The organism is Pelatocladus sp. (assembly GCF_059505505.1).
This window is the reverse complement of sequence record NZ_JCACKS010000192.1, coordinates 70,298-95,612: the sequence shown is the minus strand read 5'-3', so window position 1 is coordinate 95,612 and position 25,315 is coordinate 70,298. Positions and strand designations below refer to the sequence as shown.

Annotated in this window: 22 protein-coding genes and 1 pseudogene; all 23 read right to left on the bottom strand. The window is 41.4% G+C overall.

What is annotated here, in order from left to right:
• Nucleotides 1-1,947 (bottom strand): annotated as a pseudogene (locus AC5JMK_RS14825) (hypothetical protein); the annotation flags it as partial.
• Between the two features lie 26 nt (nt 1,948-1,973).
• Nucleotides 1,974-2,798, bottom strand: coding sequence for a phage tail protein (locus AC5JMK_RS14820; protein ID WP_495910438.1), 825 nt, complete (start codon nt 2,796-2,798; stop codon nt 1,974-1,976).
• A gap of 20 nt (nt 2,799-2,818) precedes the next feature.
• Nucleotides 2,819-3,799: a baseplate J/gp47 family protein gene (locus tag AC5JMK_RS14815; protein WP_495910437.1), complete on the bottom strand. Its 981-nt coding sequence runs from the start codon at nt 3,797-3,799 to the stop codon at nt 2,819-2,821.
• A 2-nt stretch (nt 3,800-3,801) separates the two neighbouring features.
• Entirely contained in the window at nt 3,802-7,131 is a 3,330-nt protein-coding gene (locus tag AC5JMK_RS14810) for a putative baseplate assembly protein (protein WP_495910436.1), read from the bottom strand.
• Nucleotides 7,128-7,535, bottom strand: coding sequence for a GPW/gp25 family protein (locus tag AC5JMK_RS14805; protein ID WP_096679573.1), 408 nt, complete (start codon nt 7,533-7,535; stop codon nt 7,128-7,130). The genes AC5JMK_RS14810 and AC5JMK_RS14805 overlap by 4 nt, the downstream gene beginning before the upstream one ends.
• Before the next feature lie 14 nt (nt 7,536-7,549).
• Entirely contained in the window at nt 7,550-7,954 is a 405-nt protein-coding gene (locus AC5JMK_RS14800) for a PAAR domain-containing protein (RefSeq protein WP_495910435.1), read from the bottom strand.
• Between the two features lie 44 nt (nt 7,955-7,998).
• Nucleotides 7,999-8,613, bottom strand: coding sequence for a phage baseplate assembly protein V (locus tag AC5JMK_RS14795; RefSeq protein ID WP_096679572.1), 615 nt, complete (start codon nt 8,611-8,613; stop codon nt 7,999-8,001).
• Nucleotides 8,610-9,689, bottom strand: a complete 1,080-nt coding sequence (locus AC5JMK_RS14790; RefSeq protein WP_096679570.1) for a phage late control D family protein — start codon at nt 9,687-9,689, stop codon at nt 8,610-8,612. Before AC5JMK_RS14790 ends, AC5JMK_RS14795 begins: the two co-directional genes overlap by 4 nt.
• 3 nt (nt 9,690-9,692) lie before the next feature.
• A complete protein-coding gene (locus AC5JMK_RS14785; protein WP_096679568.1) occupies nt 9,693-10,352 on the bottom strand; it encodes a CIS tube protein in 660 nt (219 codons plus the stop codon).
• Nucleotides 10,343-13,714, bottom strand: coding sequence for a hypothetical protein (locus AC5JMK_RS14780; protein ID WP_495910434.1), 3,372 nt, complete (start codon nt 13,712-13,714; stop codon nt 10,343-10,345). Before AC5JMK_RS14780 ends, AC5JMK_RS14785 begins: the two co-directional genes overlap by 10 nt.
• Before the next feature lie 9 nt (nt 13,715-13,723).
• A complete protein-coding gene (locus tag AC5JMK_RS14775) occupies nt 13,724-14,236 on the bottom strand; it encodes a phage tail protein (protein ID WP_495910433.1) in 513 nt (170 codons plus the stop codon).
• Nucleotides 14,237-14,250: 14 nt separating this feature from the next.
• Entirely contained in the window at nt 14,251-14,412 is a 162-nt protein-coding gene (locus AC5JMK_RS14770) for a DUF6760 family protein (RefSeq protein WP_495910432.1), read from the bottom strand.
• Complete coding sequence (locus AC5JMK_RS14765; RefSeq protein ID WP_096679562.1) at nt 14,409-14,774, bottom strand: hypothetical protein; 366 nt, start codon at nt 14,772-14,774, stop codon at nt 14,409-14,411. The genes AC5JMK_RS14770 and AC5JMK_RS14765 overlap by 4 nt, the downstream gene beginning before the upstream one ends.
• Before the next feature lie 22 nt (nt 14,775-14,796).
• Nucleotides 14,797-15,228, bottom strand: a complete 432-nt coding sequence (locus AC5JMK_RS14760; protein ID WP_495910431.1) for a phage tail protein — start codon at nt 15,226-15,228, stop codon at nt 14,797-14,799.
• Between the two features lie 20 nt (nt 15,229-15,248).
• A complete protein-coding gene (locus AC5JMK_RS14755) occupies nt 15,249-16,514 on the bottom strand; it encodes a phage tail sheath family protein (protein ID WP_495910430.1) in 1,266 nt (421 codons plus the stop codon).
• Nucleotides 16,515-16,537: 23 nt separating this feature from the next.
• Complete coding sequence (locus tag AC5JMK_RS14750; RefSeq protein WP_495910429.1) at nt 16,538-18,388, bottom strand: phage tail sheath family protein; 1,851 nt, start codon at nt 18,386-18,388, stop codon at nt 16,538-16,540.
• On the bottom strand, nt 18,381-19,028 hold the full coding sequence (locus AC5JMK_RS14745; protein ID WP_495910428.1) for a carboxypeptidase-like regulatory domain-containing protein: 648 nt from the start codon (nt 19,026-19,028) through the stop codon (nt 18,381-18,383). Before AC5JMK_RS14745 ends, AC5JMK_RS14750 begins: the two co-directional genes overlap by 8 nt.
• A 12-nt stretch (nt 19,029-19,040) precedes the next feature.
• The gene (locus AC5JMK_RS14740) at nt 19,041-19,616 is read right to left on the bottom strand and encodes a Pvc16 family protein (RefSeq protein ID WP_096679554.1); all 576 of its coding nucleotides are present in this window, start codon (nt 19,614-19,616) and stop codon (nt 19,041-19,043) included.
• 669 nt (nt 19,617-20,285) lie between these two features.
• Entirely contained in the window at nt 20,286-20,930 is a 645-nt protein-coding gene (locus AC5JMK_RS14735) for a histidine phosphatase family protein (protein WP_096679552.1), read from the bottom strand.
• Nucleotides 20,931-20,954: 24 nt separating this feature from the next.
• Nucleotides 20,955-22,052: an anthranilate phosphoribosyltransferase gene (gene trpD / locus AC5JMK_RS14730; RefSeq protein ID WP_495910427.1), complete on the bottom strand. Its 1,098-nt coding sequence runs from the start codon at nt 22,050-22,052 to the stop codon at nt 20,955-20,957.
• A 39-nt stretch (nt 22,053-22,091) separates the two neighbouring features.
• Entirely contained in the window at nt 22,092-23,339 is a 1,248-nt protein-coding gene (trpB, locus tag AC5JMK_RS14725) for a tryptophan synthase subunit beta (RefSeq protein ID WP_495910426.1), read from the bottom strand.
• Between the two features lie 57 nt (nt 23,340-23,396).
• Nucleotides 23,397-24,221, bottom strand: a complete 825-nt coding sequence (gene trpA, locus AC5JMK_RS14720; RefSeq protein WP_096679546.1) for a tryptophan synthase subunit alpha — start codon at nt 24,219-24,221, stop codon at nt 23,397-23,399.
• A gap of 173 nt (nt 24,222-24,394) precedes the next feature.
• Complete coding sequence (gene trpC, locus AC5JMK_RS14715; RefSeq protein ID WP_096679544.1) at nt 24,395-25,246, bottom strand: indole-3-glycerol phosphate synthase TrpC; 852 nt, start codon at nt 25,244-25,246, stop codon at nt 24,395-24,397.
• Nucleotides 25,247-25,315: the final 69 nt, after the last annotated feature.

Here is a 25,315-nt window from a genome sequence, read left to right as displayed (position 1 = left end):
AATTTCGTGTTTGAGAGATTCAATTTCGGTTTGGTGATTGGGAGTAATTTGTTCTAGTTCTGTTTTCACAGAATTAATTTCGTGTTTGAGAGATTCAATTTCGGTTTGGTGATTGGGAGTAATTTGTTCTCTAATAGATTTGAGAGATATAATCTCGCTTTGAATAGAAGCAATTTCACTCTGAAGAGATTCTATTTCTTCGATGTGTTTCGGCTGTGCAGCAGTTGTTTCTATTTGAGAGTGAAGAGAAGCAATTTCGCTCTTGAGAGATTCAATTTCGGTTTGTTGATTCTGCATTGCAGCCATTAACTGTCCAACCCAAGAATAACTGGACTGAAGACCGACTAATACATTAATTAACTTTACACCTTCCTCTTGGGATGACTCCCAAGCACTACCCACAATTTGAGCATAGGCGGTAGGATTAATTTCTTGGGTTGATGTTGCTACACCGACTCCATCATTTAAACCAGATGGGATAATATAGTCACCTGCTTGAACTTTGCCTCTAACCTTAACCCGCACCTGACCCATAAATGCAACTTTTTCATACAAATGTTTCTTGTCTTGGGTAGGTGTATTACCAATAACCATGGGCCGACTACTAATTACCATCAGAGTCTGAGCGCCATTAGTTTTCTTAGTAATTTTGCCTGCAAATATTCCAGTAATATCGCCTTCTTCAATCACTTCATCTTGCTGGAGTTTAGGAAGGCATTCAGCATAATCACTACCTGTACCAGTAACAAGATTACCCCGAATCTCGCCTTCAACATGCAACTTCACATTTGGTTCTTTTATGCCAATACCAACATTACCGTTACCTAAAATGACGGCTTTTGCGGTTTGTGTTCCATCGATCGCTCCAGGGGAAAAAATGAGATCCCCTCTTTCTCTGAACTCCATTTGATCTTGGGAACGATTAAACAAAATCCTGTGGTTATCGTCTAAGCTTCTAATCTGTCCGTTGTCGGCGAAAAATAATTCACTATCTGGGTCGAGTCGGATATTTCCACCACTAACATGAAACTTAGCACGGGGCTGTGTTGTCCCAACGCCGATATTGCCATCATTTCTAACAAACAAAAGACTTTTACCATCACAGTCGGTAACATTCAGCGCGGAATAATTGTCGTTTCTGGTTTCACCGGCGATTTCTAGGCTTGAACCTGGACTATTATTGCCAATACCAACTCTACCTTTTACCAAAAGACCATCTGTTGGAGCTTGTTGTCTTTCGCAGTAATCTGCACCAATGACTGCTCCACCCTTGACATCTAATCTATTTTTGGGATTATCTACTCCAATACCAAGATGTCTTTCGATATAGAGACTACCTATAAGATCAATACGGTGAGCCGCACCAAAATGAAGTTCTGGCCAGCAACTGCAATGCACACTCTTACTGGAGAAAGTGAGTTTACGTAAATCTACCTCTGGACTGATGCGAACGCCAGCATGGTAACGGACATGATCATGATGGTGTTCTATTTTGCCACCATCACCGAGAACTAAGCAAGCTAGTGGAATGCGATCGCCTTTTTCAATTTCGTCACTATCTTCTAATATCTCGATTTTGGGATGTTCGTGCCAGCGTGTCTCGTCTCTTGCTCCGACTGTGGCCAGATCCGATGGTTCTTGATGATAGGAGATTACTACATAAACTTTACCACACCCAAAATCTCTGAGACTTTTCACTTGTTTTGTAGCCAAAACAATCTGTCTACCTTGCTGATCTACAGCAGTACCAGGACGCACTTCTATATGGTGTGAGTTACACTCAGCAATAATTTCCAGACCTTCAGCAATACCTGGTGTGTGCAGTAGTCGATTATGTCTTCGTTGTCGATCTATGTGATATTTCTGTTCGTCAGTAAAGTCATAATTATTTAAGAACTGACCATTAAAATAACGTAGTCTTTTTTCTACATCATAATTATCTGTCATGTTTGTAATCCTGATTATGTAATAGTTTAACTGTTAAATTTTCCAAGGATTAACGTTCCCAGCAAAGTATCAACTCCGACTGTGGAATACATTCCGATTTGGATCGCTGGGACTTCAGATGCTGGGGATGCAAGTATTGTGTCTATTCCTACCGTTGATCGTACTCCAATTTGCATCAACGGTACTTCGATGTCAAAGTCATAATAAGTGTGAGCTGGTTTTTCTTGGTCAAGAATTGCTCTTGCTAGCTTTTGTTGGCGTTTACAGGTGTTAAAAGTTTCTTCACCAAAGTTAGCCAAAAAGATTTTGACCAAGAAGTAGTGGGGTAAACCGTCGCCAAGAATAGTATCGATACCCACAGTAGAAATTCTGTCTACTTGTAAAGGCTCATGAAATTCATAGATCTCAGCAACTGGACTAATGTAAATCTTGAGCATTTCTTTGATACCAGCTTTTGTCCCGCGCTTGCGGTACAAAGTAACTGCATGGCTAATAAAGCGACGCTTGTCTTCTTCTTCCCAATCTTCGCGCAGATTGAGAGCTACCCAACTGGCCAGCCATTCTATAAATTCGGGTGGCGATCGCTTATGAGCAGGCAAATCGGCTCCGGGTTCAAAGTAACGATAGATACCAGCCAGATACAATTCTTGAGTAGTAGAATCAGTAATTCCATCGAGGATTTCTTCTATTCCAGGTTCATCAACATCTCCCAAACCTGTGATGATTTTCTCAAAAGCCAGTAGGAAGCGACCGATAAAGTTGACTCCGTACTGGTCTACGTCTTCTTGAAAAATGGCTGGCAGATATTGTAAATAGTTACTTACTTGTGTAGGTGGGATGTTATTTGTCATATATATTACCTAATTTAGGCTCAACCAGCTGTCTTGATCTCAAAAGACTTCTTATTTACCTCCACAGTTACTAATTCGTCTGGGTATAAAGTAATGCTCATAAGTGTGTCGCTACGCGCCCTATTCAACCGCCAAGTTTCTTGTGTATGTAATTTAACTGCTTCTACGTAATCTACTCCTACGACGTTTTCTAGTAATTGATACACTTCAGATGCGTATATATCCCGTCCAAAGGGCCAACCTTGACTGTCTGTTCCTCCAGTTAAAGGATGGAATAATTGGCAAATATCTTGCATAGCTTGTTTGCAAATTTTGTCTGGTAATGCATCTTCTACAATGAATAATTCTGCTGTAATTTTTACTGGTACATATTGCGGCTCTACTACATGATGTCGTGTAGTCAATAAACGGCGCTCATCCAGAAATGTCCATAAATTTTGGCATAAAGCCTTTGTTGGCTTGGGTGTGGGGCTGTTGGAATCAGGTACTACAATTAGGCTCACATGTCCTGGTGCTGGCTGTTGTCGTGCTTTGGGATCGGCAAAAGTGAGGTTACGTCGGGCGATACAGTGCGATCGCTTGACTTTACCTTGATTACCCAAGTCTTTTGCTGCTGCTGTTTGAGGCCATTGATGAGTTGTTAAGTATTCAAAATCCTCACAGGTAACTGCTCGGTAGCGTTCGTGTAAATCCACAAGCGTCTTGCGGATGGTTGCGTTTAAAGCTTTGGTTTGTTGATCTGTTTCTGGCGAATTTCCCTGAAAGCTCCATTCTGGGCCGTTGAGCAGTTTGAGAAAACTGACAATATTTTGATCTGGTACTCGGTTGATTTGATAAAGCTTCATCTCTGTCAACCAAGCCAGTAATTCCATCAGAATGATCCCTGTATCTGTCGGATTATGGTTTGTCCACTCAGGATAGACATTAGAAATCAGAGAGCGAGCTTCTTCTACGAGTTCGGCGTAAGTATGATCATCTAGGTTTGGTAAAGGTAAGGTCATAATTAGGCTTCCTCCGGTGATGGTGCAGTGACATTGATGATATGATTGCCAGAGAAGACTAAACACCTAGCTGAAATTGATTGCTGGCTCTCCTCCACAGACATAGCCCTGACACAATCTACACCGTCAATCGATTCCAGCAATCTATAAAAATCAGACTTGTGCGGTGTGCGACCAAAAGGCCATCCCTGTTTTTCCCAACCGCCAGTGAGTGGATGCAGAAAGTCTTGCAAAGCATTGACTATACTTGCCTCAAGATTGATCAGCATTGCTAAAGACACTGGTATTACCTCTGCTTTAACGCTAATAGCAACCCAATCCGGGCCATAGGTTTGCAAGTCCAGAGTTGGCGCACAGCGATCGCGAATGTAATTGGCTACGTTTTCCAGTAGATTCAAACTGGGAATAGGTTGAGGCTGTTGGCTACGGGGTACGATGATCAACTCAACTAGACCAACACCATTTTTTTGAGCAGGAGTAATCGCTTTGGCTTTGGCAACAGCAGGAGATGCTTCTTTAGCTAAATCTTCAAAATCCTGAGCAGTTACAGCTCTACCCCGATGACGGAGTGTCTTGGGACCCCGTTCTTTGACAGCATTTAGTGTCTCTGCATCAGCACCACCACCAGCAGCTTCATAGTTTGTAACACTGTCGATGTAGGGTACTGCTGATTTAAGTTGAACAATAGTTTTTGCTGGACAGTTACCATTTTCACCGCCACCAGTCCGGTAAGTCATACGGATATTGTTGCGACCTTGGGGCGGTATCATTCCTCGTTGATCGTCACCAAATCTCACCTCACCAGTCAGGTGATCCAGAATATAATGACGATCCCATGTATCAGAAGCATTAAAATTTGGTACTTGATGCCAACGTACCCAAACACCTTCCAATTCACCAGCAAAACCTAAAATCGGTGCGATCGCATCCTTACCTTCAAGTTCAATAATTTTGTCCCGTTCTTTTGGTGAAGGTATCTGAGGCTCAAACACTTCCAGATGTTGTTTGTCTAATACAGGTGTTTTGGTTGTGCGAAAGACTTGATTTTGTTGACTATTACTAGATCCCAAAATTTCATTTTCGATTGTGATTACTTGAGTAGCCCAAGTTGTATTTAGTCGCAGGTGTCGCACGGGTGGTAAATTTTGGTGTTTATCATCTTTTGGGTAAGCACGTAACCAATAAAGGTTGCGACCAAATTCTGTCCGAGGCTGAATATCTTGCAAATCCGTGAATGTAATCAAACCTCGTTGAGTAAAAGCATGAGTTTCATCCTGAACTTGCAAAGAAATCCAACCTGAAGAACCGAAATATTCCCAGTTGATTGGGGCTAGTTCTTGAGTTAAATTTTGATTTTTGAACGATATTTCTGCTTGGTAAAGTAATGTCTCTAAACCAACATAAAGTGTAACGGATCGGTTAGAGAAAGGTTTGTCAAATCCCAGGTAGAGGTTTGGTTGTGTATCGGTTGTAGGGGTAAAGGGTTGAAAGTAACAAGAGTCTAGTTGAGTTGCTACGGCTGTACGGTCAATATATGTGTAATCATTGTAAGTCTGACAGGCAGATACACTAGCACTCTGCTCATAGTCATAACTCAGGGTGAGAGATGCGATCGATGGTGGGCCTAAGACTGAGTTACTCCAAAGAATCACACTTGTGCCGATAGGGTGATCCTGAGTGAGGGCTGCACGCAGGGTAAATTTACTTTCGGCCAAATTAATGCTTTCGATTTCACCATCTTCCTGGTTATTTCCACCAGAAGCAATTTGAATGCGATCACCTGGTAAGAAACCCCGCACACTAGTGAGTTTAATTATTTTTCTCTCGTTGGGATCAGTATCTTGACTATTTTCACTTAATGTGGCTAGTGTAAATGTCTGAGTCAGAGCCGTTCCCGTACCGTAGTTACCTTTAATAATCCGAGCGCGTATCCAATAATTGCTTTGTCCATTGACTGTTTCTAAGCCAACTTCTGAGGGTAGAGTAAATTCAATTTTGCCGCTTTTAGTAAAAGCTTGAGTCGTATCAATCAAGCCAGAATTACTCCCAGAACTATGAGGAACTGACTTACCTACTAGCTCCCAAACACGACCATTGCCAACTTCCCAGGCAATTTCTAAATCTGTCGTAGGATTAATTGGTAACGGTGGAGGTTCACTAAGTTTCACATTTAACGTCACCTTAGCTCCGGGTTTGGCAAATGCTGTTTGACTAGCCAGGTATAGAGTATCGTTAAAGACTGGTTGTGTACCAAAAGGATAAAAATCCTTACTTAGGTCAAGTGCCAAGAAATTAGTAAATCCAAGGTCAGGGGCTAAGTCACTATCCTGAATGTTTACCTGAACACTAATATAGTTAATTTTTGGTAATTGAGAGTTTGGTAACAAATCAGTCTTGAGTCGAGCTTCTAACCATGCAGATTTGACCCCGTTGATTGTTTGCTCCGTCAGGACTGGGAAATTTGTGATCAAGATTTGCCATTGGTTATTTTCCACAAGGGAGGAAGTAACAATTAAATCTTGAATCAGATTATTACTATCCCAGTAATACCAAGAAATCGGCAATTGTGCGAGTTGCTCGGCATCAGGTGAGTGAATCGTCAGGGTAATAGTCTTTTCATTAGGTAATAAAAATAGCTCGTTATTGGCTACATAAAAGCTGTGAATAATCGGGCGATCGCCACTAAAAGCAGGAAATATTTGATCACTCAAACCCTGAGCGGCTTCTGTATAATCACCATAGCGATCGCGAAGAGGATTACGCACAAACACAGCCGTCAATTGGGACGGGGTGACAACTAAATCGCCATCAGTCTCAAAAACAATTTCTTCTGGTTTGGTTTCAGTTGGTGGGGCGATCGCTTGAGTTTGAGCAGGAACAAAAGCATCAAGAGGACTACCAGTTGCTAAATGGAAAGTCAAGGGGACTCTGGCTGGTTGGGGTGGTTGGATTTGAATTCCAATCAAATCTAAAAAAGCCAGAAAATTCTTCTCTGGTACTTTATTCAGGCGAGCGATCGCAAGTTGCGCCATCCGCGCAAAGATATGGATCAGCGCTGAACCAGCATCATTATTTTCAGATGCTTGCCAAGATTTTACTTTTACCAGCTTCAGAGCTTTAATTTCACTGATTTGCTCGGCTAAATCATCATTTATATAAGTTCCAGCAGGAATTATCTTACCCGTTTCAGGGTTAGTAATATCTTGATTGAGAGTACGACCCTTGAGTGCTTCAAATGTCGGCTTCACCTCACTTGTAAAAGCTTTAACTAAGGTTTGCGTACGCGCAACAATATCGTCATAGTTGCGTTTGTCAATCTCTGGAACTTTCATAAATTCAATATATCCTGATATTCCAAATAAAATGGATAGACCATGTTGAATTCGTTGTTAGTAGCACGCACCCGATAATCGATAGAGATCAGCAATATGTAAGCTTTGTCAGGATCACCAAAGGCATTTACATTAATTAGATCGATCCGAGGTTCCCATTTAATCAGAGATTCGCTGACCTCACTTGCCACCCTAGTTGCAGTACCCGCACTATTAACCGCAAAAACGAAATTGTGGATACCGCAGCCAAAGTCTGGACGCATCACCCGTTCTCCAGGAGCAGTTTCTAGAATCATTCTGATTGCTTTACGGATACTTTCTTCGTAATAGGCCATGGTGATTTCCCCATGTTTGTTTAATTGCACAGGAAACTCCCAACCTACACCCAGAAATTTAGTATTCATGAATACACCCTCTGTTATCCACCGATGAATACAGTACCCGCAGCCACAACATTACCTACTGGCAAATCTACTGGATCGTTGCAAGTTCTAGCTCGATCGCCTGTACGAGCAGCTGCTTTGCCGTTAATTTTGACAGTTGCACTGCCGGTGATAATAGTACCTTTATTAATTGGTGGTTTTAGAAAAGAAGTCCCCGGTGGCGTGGGAATATGGGGCGGTATATTATCCGCCGTGCTACCCACCGTTGCTGCTGACATACCCATAATTTTGACGTTGCGGCTGAGATTACCATTAATGATGCCTTTAAAAGGATGAGGTAATGGTGTTGGTACGGGGCCTGCTGGACTAGGAACCATTACGATATGGGTATCCATAGCCACTATTTGGTCGCCTTGTTTAGCTGCTGGCCGTTCTAGCAATTTTCCTCCTCAAAATTATTTTTCAAAAATCAAATCTGATCGGTTTAGTTGATATTCACCACACTACCGTTGATGTTTAATTTGCCCTTGGCTTTGATATCAATCCCTCCACCAGAGCTAATTTCAATCCCTTGGGCGCTGAGTTTGAGCTTGCCAGTTCTGCACACAATGGCGATCGCATTATCATCTGTGCTGATGGTGATGCTGTTATTTCCTGATGCATCTATGATCTCGATTTTTCCCTTGTTTTTGGTGTCATCGAAGCTAATAATGTGGCCACTGCGAGACTTGATCGTACGCTTGTTATTTTGACCATTATTATTGTTTTCTGGTTGTCTATCTTTACCGTTCCATAAACCCCCCAAAATATAGGGAAACTCTACCAGTCCATGTTCAAAGGCAACTAAAACTTCATCTTCCACTTCTGGCAAAAAGTAAAGCCCTCGATCATTGCCAGCCATCGGAGTTACTACTCTAGCCCAGTGACTATCGACACCGATGTTTTTTTGTTCATCCCACAACCAAGGAAAACGAACCTTGACGCGTCCCAAGCTTTCAGGGTCTTTATTATTAGTGACAATACCGACAGTTACACCGTAAAAACGACTACCTTGATCATCGGAGTGTAAAAGATTTGCGAGCAGACTAACATCAATCATGTTGCATTTCTCCTGACAGTAAAACGGGTGCGATAGCCTCGTTTTGGTAAATAGGTGTGGGTAGTTGAAGTCATGTAATAGTTGCCACTAAAACGTTTACCGATACCTTGAATGTTGAGGACTTTACCAGCTCGTAAATCTGTGCGACCAATGGAAGTTCCCTCACCAGTGATATATTCCAGCGCCATGTCTTTTAAATGTCCCAAGGCGATTTGATTTGCCTCTCCTTGATTGAATACAGGTCGCTTGACGCTGGTGTTAATACCAGAACCAAAGGTTTTATTAGCCGCCGTAGGGCCAGTAGTAGAACCACCCATCTTTGTACCTTCATCCCCGGCCTTAGCTAAACCAACTATTTCTGCTTTTTTCTTGGGATTCCAGCCACGTACCTTAACCTGTCCAACTTCCGGTAATGTAGTCAGGCGAGGATAAAACTCCATTAAGTCTGTGTCGAGGTCTAGCATTAACACCGGACTATCAGCATTTTGATGAGGTCGGAAATAAAGGATCTTGTCTTCTACAACCACTTCATAGCCTATACGTTGGGCGCGTTCCTGCAAAAATTCCCAGTGAGTTTGGTTGTGCTGTAAGACATAATCCAGCTTTACTTTTGTGTCTTCTACTTTGGGTTTTAAGTTCACCTCTTTGCTGCTGGCTATTGCGCTGGCTATTTGACTATCTGTCCTCTCAAGAAAAGCCTGGGTATAACGTCCACGCATTAAACGATGGCGGCGATCATAACCGCGAACAATTACACTAGGAGCCTCATTCACATAAAATTCTGGTTCAATTCCAGTAATTTCACCGTTAATCAGTTTTTTGAGGTTATTTACATAACCCATATGAATTTCAACTTCGTTGCCTATTTTGAACCAACGTTCATCGTCTGACCAAGTTACTTTTTGCTTTTGGATATCCCAGTTAGTAAGTTTGAGAGTAAACATACTGGGTACTCCTATATCTTCATTGACGACAACAGTCATCAGATCAGTTGATACCTCGATGGGGATAGGAGTGCCATTAATCAACACACGAAAATCGGGGACTATTGTTTGCTTATCACCTAAATTTGGCATGTTTTAGATGTCACCTCCCAATGAAGAATTAGGACGTAAAGCCGGAATTGCCAGTACTGTACCTGGTTTTAAGTGGGTAGGATTATCAATATTGTTTGCTTGAGCGATCGCCCGCCAGAGGCTTGGATCTTCATATTCTTCATAAGCAATATTGCTTATTCTCTCTTTATCTTTAACAATGCGTGCCTTAGCTACATCTGGTGATTGCTTATTTGTCAGTTTAGCGTCCTGTTGATCTGAGCGCCATTGTTTAAAAGTGCATGTGAGGCTAGCACGTACAGGTGTACCGTTATCCAGAAACAAGGTAAAGCGTTGGTTTAAATTCGTCAGCACCCACTGAAAGTTGTTAAAGTCAAACTTTCCCCACATCAACTTACATAAAGGTGGGCGGTGTAATGAACCGTGTTTCTGGATAGTCGTCAGGTCAAATATTTTATCAGCGTGTGTGCGGACATCGGTTTTTGCTTCATAGGTGTCGCATAGTAGGTTCATGGTCAATTGTGCTGGCTCACCATGAGTAAATTGAGATTCTGGCACATCTGATTGATCGGTAGGAGCTAAACACCAATTGGCTGTTTTGTCAATCGTAATTTCATTGGGATTAAACAAGACAGTAATTTCTGCCCCAATTTCTGGGATGATTTTTAACTTTTCTAAGGCCATTGCGATCCTCCTCGTCGTTCACTTTCTATGGCAAGTTGTCGCATGACCTTCTGCATCACTCGATCTGCTAAATCATCTACATCGATCGCACTCTCACGATCAGACTCTTTGATTCTCACTGAATTATTTTGATTATTAGTATGAGATTGAGTATCTTTCATTTGTGATGAATTGCTGGGTATGGTGGCACTTGCCTGAGCGCGATTGATAAAGGAATTGTGAGTTCCAGACATAACTAAATTGGTTGGTTGTAATCTCGCTTTTGATTTCTCAAAAAGTGATGAATTAGAGACAACTAAGGGCATAATAGGAGAGCTAGGCAGCTTTTTCCTGTTTATTTCCTTCACTAAAGGGCGTACTGTTGAGCGTTGGATTTTTCGGTTATTTTCATTTGTGGGAACTACAGTTCTTTGTTGAGGTGCAAGGCTTTGTGTCTCCACAACATGGTCTTTTGGCGGTAAAATTGCTGTCATAGGTTTTGCTGATCTTGGGGAATCGACGATGTCTGCATAATTAGAAAAACCAGAAAATTTGCTTCTAGAAACAGTCATTGGTTTGACAGACTGCAAACTTTGTTGTGTAAAATTGGAGCTATTTTGTCTGGGTGATGCGATCGCCATTGGCTGTTCGTGAGGCTGTGATCTTTTGATTACCTGAAATTTAGAGGGGTTTGTGGGAGAGGAATCTTCAGTGGCTATCACTTTTAAATCACTGGGGTGACGAAATTCCTGGGGCGATCGCTCTACATCCACTTTTAGATTTAACTGAGTTTGATTGTTATATCTACTATGCTGGCGCTGGACTAACTGAGCTAACAGTGGTTGACTATTAGTTAGTTGATGCTTTCGTGTGTGGATAATACGTACCAGTTGAGAGCCAATTATACTTGATTGGATTAGGGGGCGTTGGAGTCGTCGTTGCAGTTTTTGTTCTGATGAATGTACTTGGTGATTAGGGGTAGAGTTGGATTTTTTTTGTGCTGTTTGTTCTCTTGCATTCATGGGAATGCTGCTAGAAGCAAGCCCATTATTTTGAGTCACAACTGATGATGGTAATAAAGTTTTTTGTTGATCAATAAATTGCTTTATTGCCTGGGCAGGAATCGTAGTTGTGCTATTTCGCTTTAATCTGATGACAGATGCAGATGGTAGGTTAACATGATTATCCATCTCCACAAGCATTTGATGTGTAAATGGATGCTTGATTTTTGCTTGAACAATAATTGGTTTGTTAGCCTTCAGCTTTCGTGAATTCGCTGATCCTCTTGGCTTATTAGTCTGGTTAATACGATGTGGCTGTTGAGTGAGAAAAGTTTCGCCATTCAAAGTAAATTTACTTGCTAACTCAGGTGAATTAATTTCAGAATCAAAATCTGACAACTTATATATTTGATCATCAGACTTTTTCTGGATTTGTAAATTTTGTTTATGAGGCTGATGTTGAGCTAATTGTGTTAGTAATGGTAAGCGATCGCTTAAAGGGAGCATCCGTAATTGAACAACATCGGCTAATTTAAAGTTGAGTAATCCTGGTTGGATAATTGGACGAAAAAGTCGGCGTTGTAGTTGGTTTTCTAAATCGAGTTTTGGTGTTGTCTGTGAAGTATTTGCAGCAAGTTCACTGTTTTTGATTACAGATGGTGACACCGATGAGGTGTTTTTTTGTGGTTCTTGTCCCAGAGTTAGAATCGGTTTACTAGTTGCGATCGCACCTGGGGATAATGAGATATTTTGTTTGGGGTCATTTGTGCTGAATTGCTCAACATTAGCAATATTTTGATGTTTTCTTTGAATTGGGATAATAGTTGTTTTGGCTGTCTTCAAGTTTGAGTTAACATCTGAAATATTGACCTTGTTAGCTTCTGGGTCTGAAACAATACTCTTGGCGATCGCTTGAGAATTCACAGATTTAGTTAAATCTTGGCTTGAATCAAAGTCTGACAATCTATATATCTGATCATCAGACTTTTTCTGGATTTGTAAATTTTGTTTATGAGGCTGATGTTGAGCTAATTGTGTTAGTAATGGTAAGCGATCGCTTAAAGGGAGCATCCGTAATTGAACAACATCGGCTAATTTAAAGTTGAGTAATCCTGGTTGGATAATTGGACGAAAAAGTCGGCGTTGTAGTTGGTTTTCTAAATCGAGTTTTGGTGTTGTCTGTGAAGTATTTGCAGCAAGTTCACTGTTTTTGATTACAGATGGTGACACCGATGAGGTGTTTTTTTGTGGTTCTTGTCCCAGAGTTAGAATCGGTTTACTAGTTGCGATCGCACCTGGGGATAATGAGATATTTTGTTTGGGGTCATTTGTGCTGAATTGCTCAACATTAGCAATATTTTGATGTTTTCTTTGAATTGGGATAATAGTTGTTTTGGCTGTCTTCAAGTTTGAGTTAACATCTGAAATATTGACCTTGTTAGCTTCTGGGTCTGAAACAATACTCTTGGCGATCGCTTGAGAATTCACAGATTTAGTTAAATCTTGGCTTGAATCAAAGTCTGACAATCTATATATCTGATCATCAGACTTTTTCTGGATTTGTAAATTTTGTTTATGAGGCTGATGTTGAGCTAATTGTGTTAGTAATGGTAAGCGATCGCTTAAAGGGAGCATCCGTAATTGAACAACATCGGCTAATTTAAAGTTGAGTAATCCTGGTTGGATAATTGGACGAAAAAGTCGGCGTTGTAGTTGGTTTTCTAAATCGAGTTTTGGTGTTGTCTGTGAAGTATTTGCAGCAAGTTCACTGTTTTTGATTACAGATGGTGATGGTGATGAGGCGTTTTTTTGTGGTTCTTGTCTGGGACTTAGAATTGATTGACTAGTTGCGATCGCACCTGGGGATAATGAGATATTTTGTTTGGGGTTATTTGTGCTAGATGTATGATTTTCATCTTCAGCTAAATCTAGAGATGATAAAGGTTGTTTATGGTGACTAGGTTGATGTTTTGCTTGGGTAATGAGAGTAAACTTAGGAACTCTTTTCTTGGTTATTTCTTCAGTATTATTATTAGATAAAAGTTGAATTGGAATCGAAGTTTTTGCAGGGGATTGAGAATCGAATGCAGCATTTATATCAGGCAATTCATAGCTAGAATCAAAGTCTGGCAGGCTTAGTATATGGTCGTTGGGGTTGAGTTGAAACTGAAAATACCCAATATTATCAATCCAAGGCTGTATCAATTTTGTTAGCAATGGCAAACGGTGACTTACTCGTCGTGTCCGAGATTGGATAGCACGAGCAAGTTGATTATCACTTACACCAAATTGCACTAGTGGACGCTGAACCCGCTTCATGAGTCGTGGTTCTACAGCATCTTGCCAATTTTGATTGGGAGTCGATGGGTACTTGGTTTCCATAAGCCATTACTAAAGCGATCGCGTTGCAATTCCAGCTGCTCCCCGCACAGTAGATGTCACACTACTTGCTGTTGGTTTGACTATACCTTGGTGAACCAGTTCTAATGTCTCGACACCGACAGTAGCACTGTCTGATTTAAATTCCGGGCCACTCCACTTAACCGGATAAGCTTGCCGAAAATCCCACCACATTGCTGGTAATCCTCGTTGATCAAGTAAGTAAATTGTGCCATTTCTGCGTTTAATGATGCCTTTTGTCACATCTTCATACCATTTCCATAAAGCTTCGATGTCTGTCAGACCACGTTTCAAAACGAGGTTCTCTGAATAAACTGTCCTACCAGGTAACTTATGGGTAAAACTATTTTCCCCACCTTCTTTATATTCTTCGACTTCTATCTGACTTTGTAGACCACTAACCTCAGTAAATCCACCAACTATCAATCCATTAATCTCGACAGAAAAGTTAAAGGCAGTATACGGGTCAATGGTAATCCCTAGCGCACCAATACCTATAGCCATAGGTTAAAACTCCTCTATGTGATTGAGTTGTTGATTTGCTGGTTAATCTTGGCAATCTGACTCACCCAATTTTGTCGTTCTGGGTGTTCCAAGGACATAATTCGCTCATAGTCCCAGTGGAAATGATAGGCAATATAAGCTATCTCCGCAGATAATTTGTCCGCGGGATAGCTCATGACTCCCCCAGGCTGGCTGTTTCTACCTCGAATTCACCTTTGCAATGAGGACATTCCACTAGTAATCGACTATTACCGTTTTGGTTAATCCGGAGATAGAAATCCTGCAAGAAAGCAAAGTCAGCAGCAAACAAGTTCTCAATGACCTTGGTATTAATTTGCTCTAAGTTACCTAGTTTGGTAATGACTCGCGCTAGCAGAATGATGACGAGATAACCAGGATTTGTTTGCACTTTGTAATCTTTTAGTGGCTCGATCTCATCGTAGGCTGTGGCTAATCGCATCATACCTTCGCGATGGAGGTTGCCCTCCGAGTCGATATAACCTTGGGGTAAGGTGAAAGGAAACTCTGTTTGCAGCATTATGCCTCTTAGTTGTCAATATCTAGCCTTTTTCTATACCCTCGTGGGCAATTTCTAGAGTTTCAATTGCTACTTCGTTACTAGTGGCATTAAACGTCGCTCCTGTCCATTTAGTTGGCCAGCCGGCTTTGAACTTCCACTTTAATTTTGATGCGCCTGTATCATCTAATAAAGAAATAGTGCCATCGACGCGCTCAACTTTACCTGTGACTGCTTTTGTCAGCCACTCCCAAAGTGATGTGTCCTCTGTAATCCCATATTTCAGGCTGATATTGGAATACTTAACCAGACCAGGCAATTTTCGGACTGTCAGGGTTTTTTCGTTACCTTCTCTATATTCAATCGGGTCTTGGCTAGAATCTAGACCGGAGCATTCTTGAAATCCAGCGCGTTTCCCGCCAATCTCCAATTCAAAGTTATAGACTTTATATGGATCTTTGCGATCGCCAGCCATAATTTAACCTCCTGAATTTATTAACCAAATTTGGGAACACCAGTGATGGTAATCCCTGTTTTGCCATGGAAGATGGTAACAACGATGAATTCACTAGGAAGGATGGGAGCAATCCCAATTTCTGTAACTACTTGTCCTGCTTCCCGCAGTTCTGGTGGATTAGTTTGTTCATCACATTTCACGTAGAAAGCTTCTTCTGCTGTGCTACCTTTAAGCGCTCCTTGTCGAAACAGCTCATTAAAATAAGTAGACAGTTCCCGTCCAATCCGATTCCATAAAGTCGCATCGTTTGGTTCAAATACAACACTCAGCATGTTCCACTCAATCCAACGGATAATGGTGAGGAACAGCCGCCGCACGTTGATGTATGTCCAGTCGGGATCATGGCTGAGGGTGCGATCGCCCCAAACCAAAATCCCTCGACCAGGAAAGTTACGTAAACAATTAATACCTTCTATATTCAGTGGCCCTTGCTGATTATTTGTCAGGTTAACTTGCAATTCTAGAACATCGTTGACAATTGCATTTGCTGGTGCTTTGTGGACACCGATATTCTGATCAGTGCGAGCATAGATACCTGCAATATGACCGCAAGGTGGAACAAGAACATTTTTGAGATAGGAATCATCTTGAACTTGAATCCAAGGATAGTAAAGGGCTGCATTGCGTTCTTGGAGTCTTTCTCGGTGAGCAAGTACTTGTTGGGCATTGGCATTGGGTAGAGAATCAAGAATGGCAAAGCGATCGCCTAGACGATTGCAATGTTCTAAAACCGCAGACTGCATGGTTAATACAGTTTCAAGCTCTGGTGGTAAGTTTTCTGATGTTGGCGATCGCTCGATATCTGGCGCACAGGGATCATTTGTCCAGTTTCCTGGTGGTGGCGATGCTCCTTTAGGAGCCGCCTTCGGCGATCGCATAATATCCGGCACGCAAACAAGATCGATGGTGTAAAGTGGTTCGATCGCCTCCAATCCTGCTAGTAATGCTGCTGATGGTGAGATATCCTCTTGCAGAGGAACGACATAGCACAAACTCCCGCCGTTCTGAAAGAAGCCACGCACAGCATAAGGTAAATAGCTGTTGACTGCTGGCTTACCAAAATACCGTTCAAATTGGGCCCAGATAGTTAGGGGTCGGGGTTCGTTAAATTTTTTATTGCCTTGATGATCTTCAGGAACGGTTGTGGTATAACCCAAAAATACAGGCACCCCTGTTTGGAGTTTCTGCTCTGGTGGTTGAACGCGCTCTAGATAATAAACACCGGGAGTTTGATAATCAAGCATTATCTAAATACTTTATAAACTTTCTATTGATTGCTAGGCCCAGTCCACTGACTAATGCGGAAGATGACAAATTCTGCTGGTCTAACAATTGCTACTCCAATCTCTGTAATTACTTGACCCAGTTCCCGAATTTCAGGTGGGTTAGTCTCTTCATCACACTTGACATAAAACGCTTCTTGGGGTGTATTGCCAAACAAAGCGCCGTTGCGCCAAACAATTGTTAAAAAAGCAGTAACATTTAGTATAATTTTTGCCCATAATTTGGTGTCATTGGGTTCAAAAACTGCCCACTGGGTTCCCTGATCAATAGATTCCCGTAAAAACAGCATTGTGCGACGGACATTGATATACTTGTATTCCCCGTTGGCATCACCGCCCAAAGTGCGCGCTCCCCAGACGCGGATATTGCCATTGAGATCACGGATACAATTGACACCTTGAGGATTTAGTCCTGCTTGTTGAGCTTTGCTGATTTTTTGCTTTAAACCTAAAGCACCTAAGACAACTTCGTTAGCAGGAGCTTTAAACACCCCTCTAGTATTGTCTACTCGCGCATAGATCCCAGCTATATGACCACTGGGAGGTACGTATATACGTCCATCACCTTCTGGATTAAGTGTCTTGGCAGCAGGATCGAGAATTTGAATCCAAGGGAAGTAGTAGCCAGCGTAGTTGGAGAAATCAGGTAGGATGTTGTTGTCACCACCTTGTGGATCAAGTGAGCTGAGGTCTTCAACCTCCTCTGGACTATCGAAAATTGCAAAACGATCTTGAGTTTCCTGTTGACAATGTATGGTAATAGAACTAATAACAGCGTTGTCTATTATACCAGGAGCAGCAACAATAGCAATCTCATCTATGGGTTCAAATTTTTGCTTGAGAAAGTCAGCAGTAATTTTGCTTGGCTGATCTACCCGCATCACATAACAGCGAGTTCCACCGTTATTAAAAAATCCATAGACTGCTTGAGCTAGGGTATTTTGACCTGGATCTGTGGAGAAGTCTCCGAAGAATTTCTTAAACTCGCTGAAGTTTGTACAGAGTTTCACCTCACCAACTGGTACAACCTTGAAAGTAGGAAAGTTAGCTTGATAGTCACCTGTGATAATACTGCCTACGGGTGGTGCTGAAGTAAACTTGACCTGAGCTATAGGATTGCCGTTGTTATCTCTGCTATCATCAACGAAGGTGGCTTCTTGGGGACTACCATTAACCCGGAATTTAAATGTCTTGGTATCGCTTTTGTTATTTGGATATTGTTGCAGTGAAAAAGTGTCTTCTGGTGAACCGTCTGTTTTATTTTTTCCTTGACCAATCAGTTCATTTTTCACCTGGAAGACCAGCAAAACGTAATTACCTGTAATCTTTGCATTTGCTGCGGGAGCTTCAGCAAACTTGACTTGAACAACACCATCAGAATCTGGTTTATTCTGAAGTTCGGCTGGCTTGACAACATTGTTAACTTTAAATTGAAATGTCCCCTTGGCTTTGCTGACTAACTGATCTGGTAAATCAAAGGTCGTTGTATTGCCATCTCCTTGTCCAATTTCTATATTTGTTTTTTTAATTCCCGCAGCGATGGGAATAGTAATCTCATCCGGTGTAACTCCGATGAATCCTGCGGTACTAGTACCTACGCCTGCAATGGGTTGAATTGCAGAGGGGATTTCCTCAATATATACTCCAGGTGAAAGATAAGTTGTTTGTGGCATGAGATTCTTTCCTTCGTTTGAAATTGGTTGATCAATGACTGATTTGCAAAACGGAGAGGTTAACTTATCTATTTGATCTATTTGTTGCGATCGCTGCTGTAAGGAAACTTGTTTACAATTTGGAAATGCAAGCTTGACAAGCTTTTCTAGCCATTTACACACTATTTCTTTTTTTCAAAACAAAGTCTAAAGTCTTCTCTATGCCAGCTTGATTAAGCAGTACTTTCCCAGAAGCAATATCGTATCCAGGGGCAGAAACTAATATAATTCGTTCCTGTTTCTCTGATGCTTCAAGACCCATCAGTAGATACTGCCCTTGTTGATTGCTAAAGGCGCGTTCTGCGCTTTTATTTACCCGGATTTCTCCTAAAATTACGGGATCACCATTCTGATCAGATATCTTACCTTTAACAGTGGTAGCTGGTAAAGCAATATCAGCCGTAGCCATGACAATTCTGTTCTGATGCTCACGAGATACAACCACTGTCACCTCAGCAGTACCGTAGCGTCTGCTGGTGGTTGCCATAGAAGCTGTCAAACTATATTGGCCATCGGGTAAGTCCAAAAAGTGAAAATGACCATCAACAGTAGTTCTGGTTCTGTCGGGGCGTTGTATCATCTTTTGCCAGTGTTCTTCATACTGTAAAGCTTTGAGATTAAGCCAGTTGCTAAAAGCCTCTGGTGCTTTGCTAATCATGACTTCAACATTACTAATGGCTTTGTTTGTTTGGACATTAGTTACGCGTCCTGCGATCGCAACTTGATGTCTAACTGGCTCGATCAACAACCACTGCGACACCACAACCTATTCCTCCTATGTATTAATCTGCGATTCCGTTGCCAAGGGTGTTGTTAGTGGTTCTTGAGCCACCACGCTCATCGTGACAGTGTAATTCAACACCGCTTTTGGCTTGCCTCCCAGTGCTTGCCAGAATTCTCCTATACTTTGGAGTTGAGTTGCTTGGAGAGACATAGTGGGTAGTGGTAGCTCCTGTTCTACCAGATTTCCTTGAAGAACTTCAGATGGCAATGTTGGGTAGCGTAACAGCACTTTTATCACTTCCCCTAGCAAACGATGCTCATCTCGAATTGGGGTAGGGGAAGTTTGACTAGTCCAAGCAGTGATCAAATAGGAACAGTCTACCCTGACCAAAGGGGGCTTTTTAATGGCATTACCATTACTCTGGCGTTCTACTAACCATTCGTTGTTGCGGAGTTCCCGATTTTCTCGCACATCATAAAGAAATAAATTAATTGCAGGTAAAGTGACCGAAGAAGGCGGAAACTGAGGGTCTGGTGTAGCAAAACTGATGCTCACCTGCCGGACTAAATCTGGTGGTAGCGATCGCTTAAGTAATTCTTCTAGAGTAAGATCTAGGTCGTCAATCATACATCTTTAAATATTGTAATGTTTTGATACCTTATCCTTTGTTGCTCGACTAAATTTCTGTTCTAGTAGTCCCAGTTAAAAAGACCACAAGTTCAATAAAATGTCAATTAACAATAAGACTAGTTTTCAACCTAAATTCCTGCTAATTTTGTTGTTTGTTGGATAAATTCACCAAACCTATACAACTAACTATTAACACTTAAAAACGGAATTGGTTTGAGAAATTAATTTTCTTTACAAATTTTCTAATTAAGTAATATTACAATATTCGTGGAAAAATATTTATACAATGCAATATCTTCGCCAAAATCAAGAGGGCTTTCCGCAGTAGAGTTATTTTTTAACGTGAGTTCGACAAACTAAAAAATAGCAGGTAAGTCTTTTGGATAGATGTCATCTCCAAGTTGGAAGTAAGAAGTCGGAAGTTATCACCGTGGAAAGTATAGCATTTGATTATGACGTGATTTATGAGTCAAAACAAAGTTACAGAAGAGGGTTAGAGTGAGAAATGGGTTGCCGCCGGCAACCCATTTCTCACTCTCTCGTAATGATTATCATTATTAAATAAATACTGTCTCTTGATCTTTTTGGGATAATTTATTTTCTGGAAGTTCCTTTGAACTCACTACGAACCCATCATAGCGATTGTGACAGATTACTAGTATTGTTTCAAAATGTTGGCAACCAATTTACAGTAGTTAAAGAAGAACTGCTATTGGGTACAATTCCATACCCTTCTAATATCCATTTACCTCCTGTTTTGTAATTGAGTAAAGTATAAGAACCTAAACTCGGTAATTGATTATTAGGTAAATTTCCACCTAACAGAGTTTGCGTAATTTCCCGAATGACATAAGCATGTGCAACAAATATGAGTATGCCGGAGAAATTATCATTTACCCAATCAGCCAATGCAGCGCAAGTACGCACTATTAAATCTGCCATCCTCTCACCAGAACCTCTAGGGATATCGCGGCCAGAACGCAACTCGACAACAGCTTTAGAATCTAATACTTCAATCTGCTTCTCAGTTAATCCAGCCCAATTTCCACAGTCTAGCTCACGCAGCCGTGCATCATAGTGAATTTCCAGCATCAGATCCTTAGCTATAATTTCCGCAGTTTGTCGCGCTCTTTGCAAGTCACTACTAACAATTCGCTCTGGATTATACTGACGCAGTTCTTTTGTTAAAGCATAAACTTGCTCTAATCCTAGAGAACTCAATGGTACAGGTTGATGTCCCTGATAACGCCCTTGATTACTCCATTCACTAGCACCGTGACGTACTAAAATTAGTCGGTTTTCAGCAGTCATAAAGCAGTCCTTCTTTGAAACTTTTTAGCGCAGAAATTCAACAAGCTGTTCTAATTTTCTCCAAGCAATCCCGCTTGCAATGACCTCTTTAGCAAGAGTCACACCTTTTGCAAAGGTACTTATATCATCTCCTGTTTCCGGAATTGCTTCACCAACGAAAAGTGCTAAAGCTGTATTTAAGGCTACTATATCTCGCTGTGCTGGAGTACCTTTACCTTGAAGAACTGCTTGGAGAATTCTGGCATTTTCCTGAGCATCGCCGCCCCTTAGCTCAGTAGTTGGAGCTGGGTTTATTCCTAGTTTTTCAGGAGCAAGTTCAAGCAAGCGCAAATGTTGCTTTGATATGATCGCCAAGTCAGTAATATCAGCTAAACCTGCTTCGTCTAATTTCTCTCGTCCATGAAGTACGATCGCTTTACGAATTCTCAGTTGATGCAAGACTAGAGCAAAGGTTTCAATCAATCCTGGATTATTAACACCTATGACCTGTCCTGTTGGTCGCAATGGGTTAATCAGAGGGCCAAGCAAGTTAAAGACTGTACGTACTTTTAGTGTTTTCCGCAGTGGGTAACAAACTTTCAAAGTAGGGTGCCAATCTTGTGCAAACAAAAAAGTTATACCAACTGCATCAACAGCCTCTTGAACTTTCTTACTGCTTGCTTTTAAATTGACCCCTAAAGCTTCCAAAACATCTGCTGATCCGGTTTTACCAGATGCAGAACGATTACCATGTTTTGCAACTTTTACACCAGCAGCAGCAGTGACAAAAGCCACAGCAGTGGAAATATTAAATGTTGATGCTCCATCTCCACCAGTACCACAGGTATCAATGAGTGGAGAATCACCAACAACTACATCCCGCAGTGTTGGTCGTAATGACTGGGAGTACAAAACCTTTACCATACCCAGCAACTCTTGTGCAGACACACCCTTCATCTGGATTGCTGCCAAAATTGCCCCAGATAAAACAGGAGGAATAGCATCTGTCAGCCAGCCGTACATTAATTCACTAGCTTGCTCAGTTGTCAGCGATTGACGATCTAACAGTTGTTGTAATAACTCACTCCAATTGGAAGAGTTATGAGATGTTGAATTTGTTTCAACCACAGATGTTGCAACCATATTTCAGTAACAATTTTTCCTAAATTACTATGTTCTCATTTAAGCAGGGTTTAAAAATTGGATAGCTGTTTGTACATCTTTGTCACCTCGCCCTGAACAGTTAATCACAATTCGGGGACTATCAACCAATTGTGGACAAAGAGTTTCTAAATATGCGATCGCATGGGCTGTTTCCAGTGCTGGAATAATTCCTTCTAGTTGTGAAAGGCGTTGAAATGCTTGTAGCGCCTGTTGATCTGTCACACTGTAATATTCAGCACGTCCTATTTGTTTCAAATAACTGTGTTCAGGTCCAACTCCGGGATAATCTAACCCAGCACTGATAGAGTGGGCTTCAACAATTTGACCATCTTCATCCTGTAATACATAACTCATAGCACCATGTAAAACTCCGACTCTTCCTTTAGTCAAAGTTGCTGCATGTTTATCTGTATTAACACCTTCACCAGCCGCTTCAACACCAATTAGGCGCACTGAAGGTTCATCCACAAATTCATGAAACAGTCCAATCGCATTGGAACCTCCACCCACACAAGCCAAAAGAATATCAGGTAGTCCTCCCCATTTATCAATTGCTTGAGCGCGAGTTTCTTTACCAATTACTGCATGAAAATCTCGCACCATCATCGGATAAGGATGGGGTCCGGCAACTGAACCCAAGATATAGTGGGTTGTTTCGACATTTGTCACCCAATCCCGAATTGCCTGGGAAGTTGCATCTTTAAGGGTTCCTGTTCCTGCTTCCACAGATCGAACCTCCGCTCCCATCAACCGCATCCGAAACACATTAAGGGCCTGCCGTTCCATGTCGTGGATACCCATGTAAATCACGCATTCTAAACCAAAACGAGCGCAGACTGTGGCGGTAGCAACACCGTGTTGACCTGCTCCCGTTTCTGCCACAATACGCTGTTTCCCCATACGCTTGGCTAACAACACTTGCGCCAGAGCATTGTTAATTTTGTGCGCTCCTGTGTGGTTTAAGTCTTCACGTTTAAGATAAATTTGTGGTCCGGTACCATCAGGTTTAGCATAATGCTCAGTTAATCTTTGAGCAAAATAAAGGGGAGTAGAACGCCCAACATAGTCCCGTAGCAGTGCTTGAAGCTCCTGTTGGAACAGTGGATCGGTGCGGTATTGCTTAAAGGCAGTTTCTAATTCAGTCAGTGCTGACATTAAAGTTTCAGGTACATACTTACCGCCAAATTGACCAAACCTGCCATTTATATCGGGTTGTTGAGTGAGTAATTGACTTACAACTTGATTTTGTTGTGTATTTAGTAACATGTTAATTGCAGAAAAAATACTGTTGTACTAGGTTTAGAGTTTGAAGAATTAAATCTCTTATCTTTTACTTTCTGCCTCTTGCTTTCTACCTTCAATTGATGTGTGCAAATCACGACAGAAATCTTTAATCGCTTCCAGTCCTTGATATGGCGTACTTGCAGCTAAACGCTCTACAAAGGCACTACCAACGATCACAGCATCTGCGCCCCAATCTCTAACTTGACGAGCTTGTTCTGGTTTGGATATGCCAAAACCAACACCAATAGGTTTGCTTGTGACACTGCGGATGTCTTGAAGCACATCCTTAACCCGTGTTTGCAGATAGGAGCGTACACCAGTAACGCCTGTTACACTCACCAAATAGATAAATCCACGAGATTGACGAGCGATCGCTTCTATGCGTTCTTTTGAACTTGTAGGAGTCACTAATAAAATAACTTCAATCCCCACAGTATCAGCAACCTCTAACAAATTGCTTGCCTCATCCAAAGGTAAATCAGGCACCACTAACCCCTTAATTCCTGATGCTGCGGCTTTTTCTAGAAACGAAACTGTGCCCAAATTTAAAATTGGGTTGTAGTAAGTGAAAAGAATAATAGGCGATCGCAATTTAGGCGTAACTATTTGAGCCATTTGCAAAACATTATCTAAACGGGTTCCCCGTTTCAAAGCACGGGTTGCACCTGCTTGAATCACTGGCCCATCAGCCAATGGATCTGAGTAAGGAACTCCCAATTCAATCAAATCAGCGCCGTTAGAATCTAAAACTCGTAAGGCTTCTGCTGTGATTTCCAAATTAGGATCACCAGCTACTACAAAGGGAATCAAAGCACACTGATTACTGGCTCGTAAAGATGCAAAGTGATGAGAAATAGATGTCATTCGATTTTGGATTTTAGATTTTGGATTTTAGATTTTGGATTTGAGAGTTTAGATTTTGGATTTGAGAGTTTAGATTTGAGATTTGAGATTTTGGACTTCATCGTGACACTTCGACAAGCCCAGTGTAAAAACCTCAGACAAACGATTTAGATTTTGGATTGACTCCACAGATTTTATTTATTCATAAGCTTTTTTACAGCCTGTTCTAAATCTGTTTGCTTCACCAAAGATTCTCCAATCAAAACTGCTTCGGCTCCTGCTTCTACAACAAAAGCTAAGTCAGCTGATGTGTACAAACCAGACTCACTTACCACAGTAATACCTGAACTACTTAATTGTTCTCGACGCTCTTTCAATAGACATTGAGTTGTTTCTAATTCAACGTTAAAATCTTCAAGATTACGGTTATTAATCCCTATTAATTGCACATTTAATAGTGCCAGTACCCGATCAAGTTCAACCAAAGTATGCACCTCTACTAAAGCAGTCATGCCCAAATGGCGAACAATCTGTAGAAAATCCGCAAGAATTTCGTTCGATAAGATAGCAGCAATCAGTAATACTGCATCTGCTCCATTGACTCTTGCAAAATAAATTTGATAAGGATCAATAATAAACTCCTTACATAATAAAGGTAATCCGACGCTTTTTCTAATTAACCGCAGATTCTCAAAACTGCCTTCAAAGAATTTTTGATCAGTCAGTACTGATAGACAGCTAGCACCACCTTGTTCATAGGCTTGAGCAATCTTGACTGGATCAAAATCGGCACGAATCACTCCTTTACTAGGTGAAGCTTTCTTAACTTCAGCAATTAAGCTCGGTTTACTCGGATTTTGCCGTAAAGCATCCAGGAAATCTCGTAGGGGAGGAGCAGTACTAATTTGATTTTGTAAGTCTGCAAAAGACAGTTGCTTACTCATAGATGCAACTTCTTTTCGTTTGTGCCATACAATCTCTTCGAGAATATGACGCGGTTTTGTTGAGTTGATTTCAAGGGTGGAGATACTCTTACGTACATCCATAGGAGATAGCATTGATCATAAACAACAATTGTATACTTTAAAAAAGTTGGTAGTAAAGTTTGTAGTAAG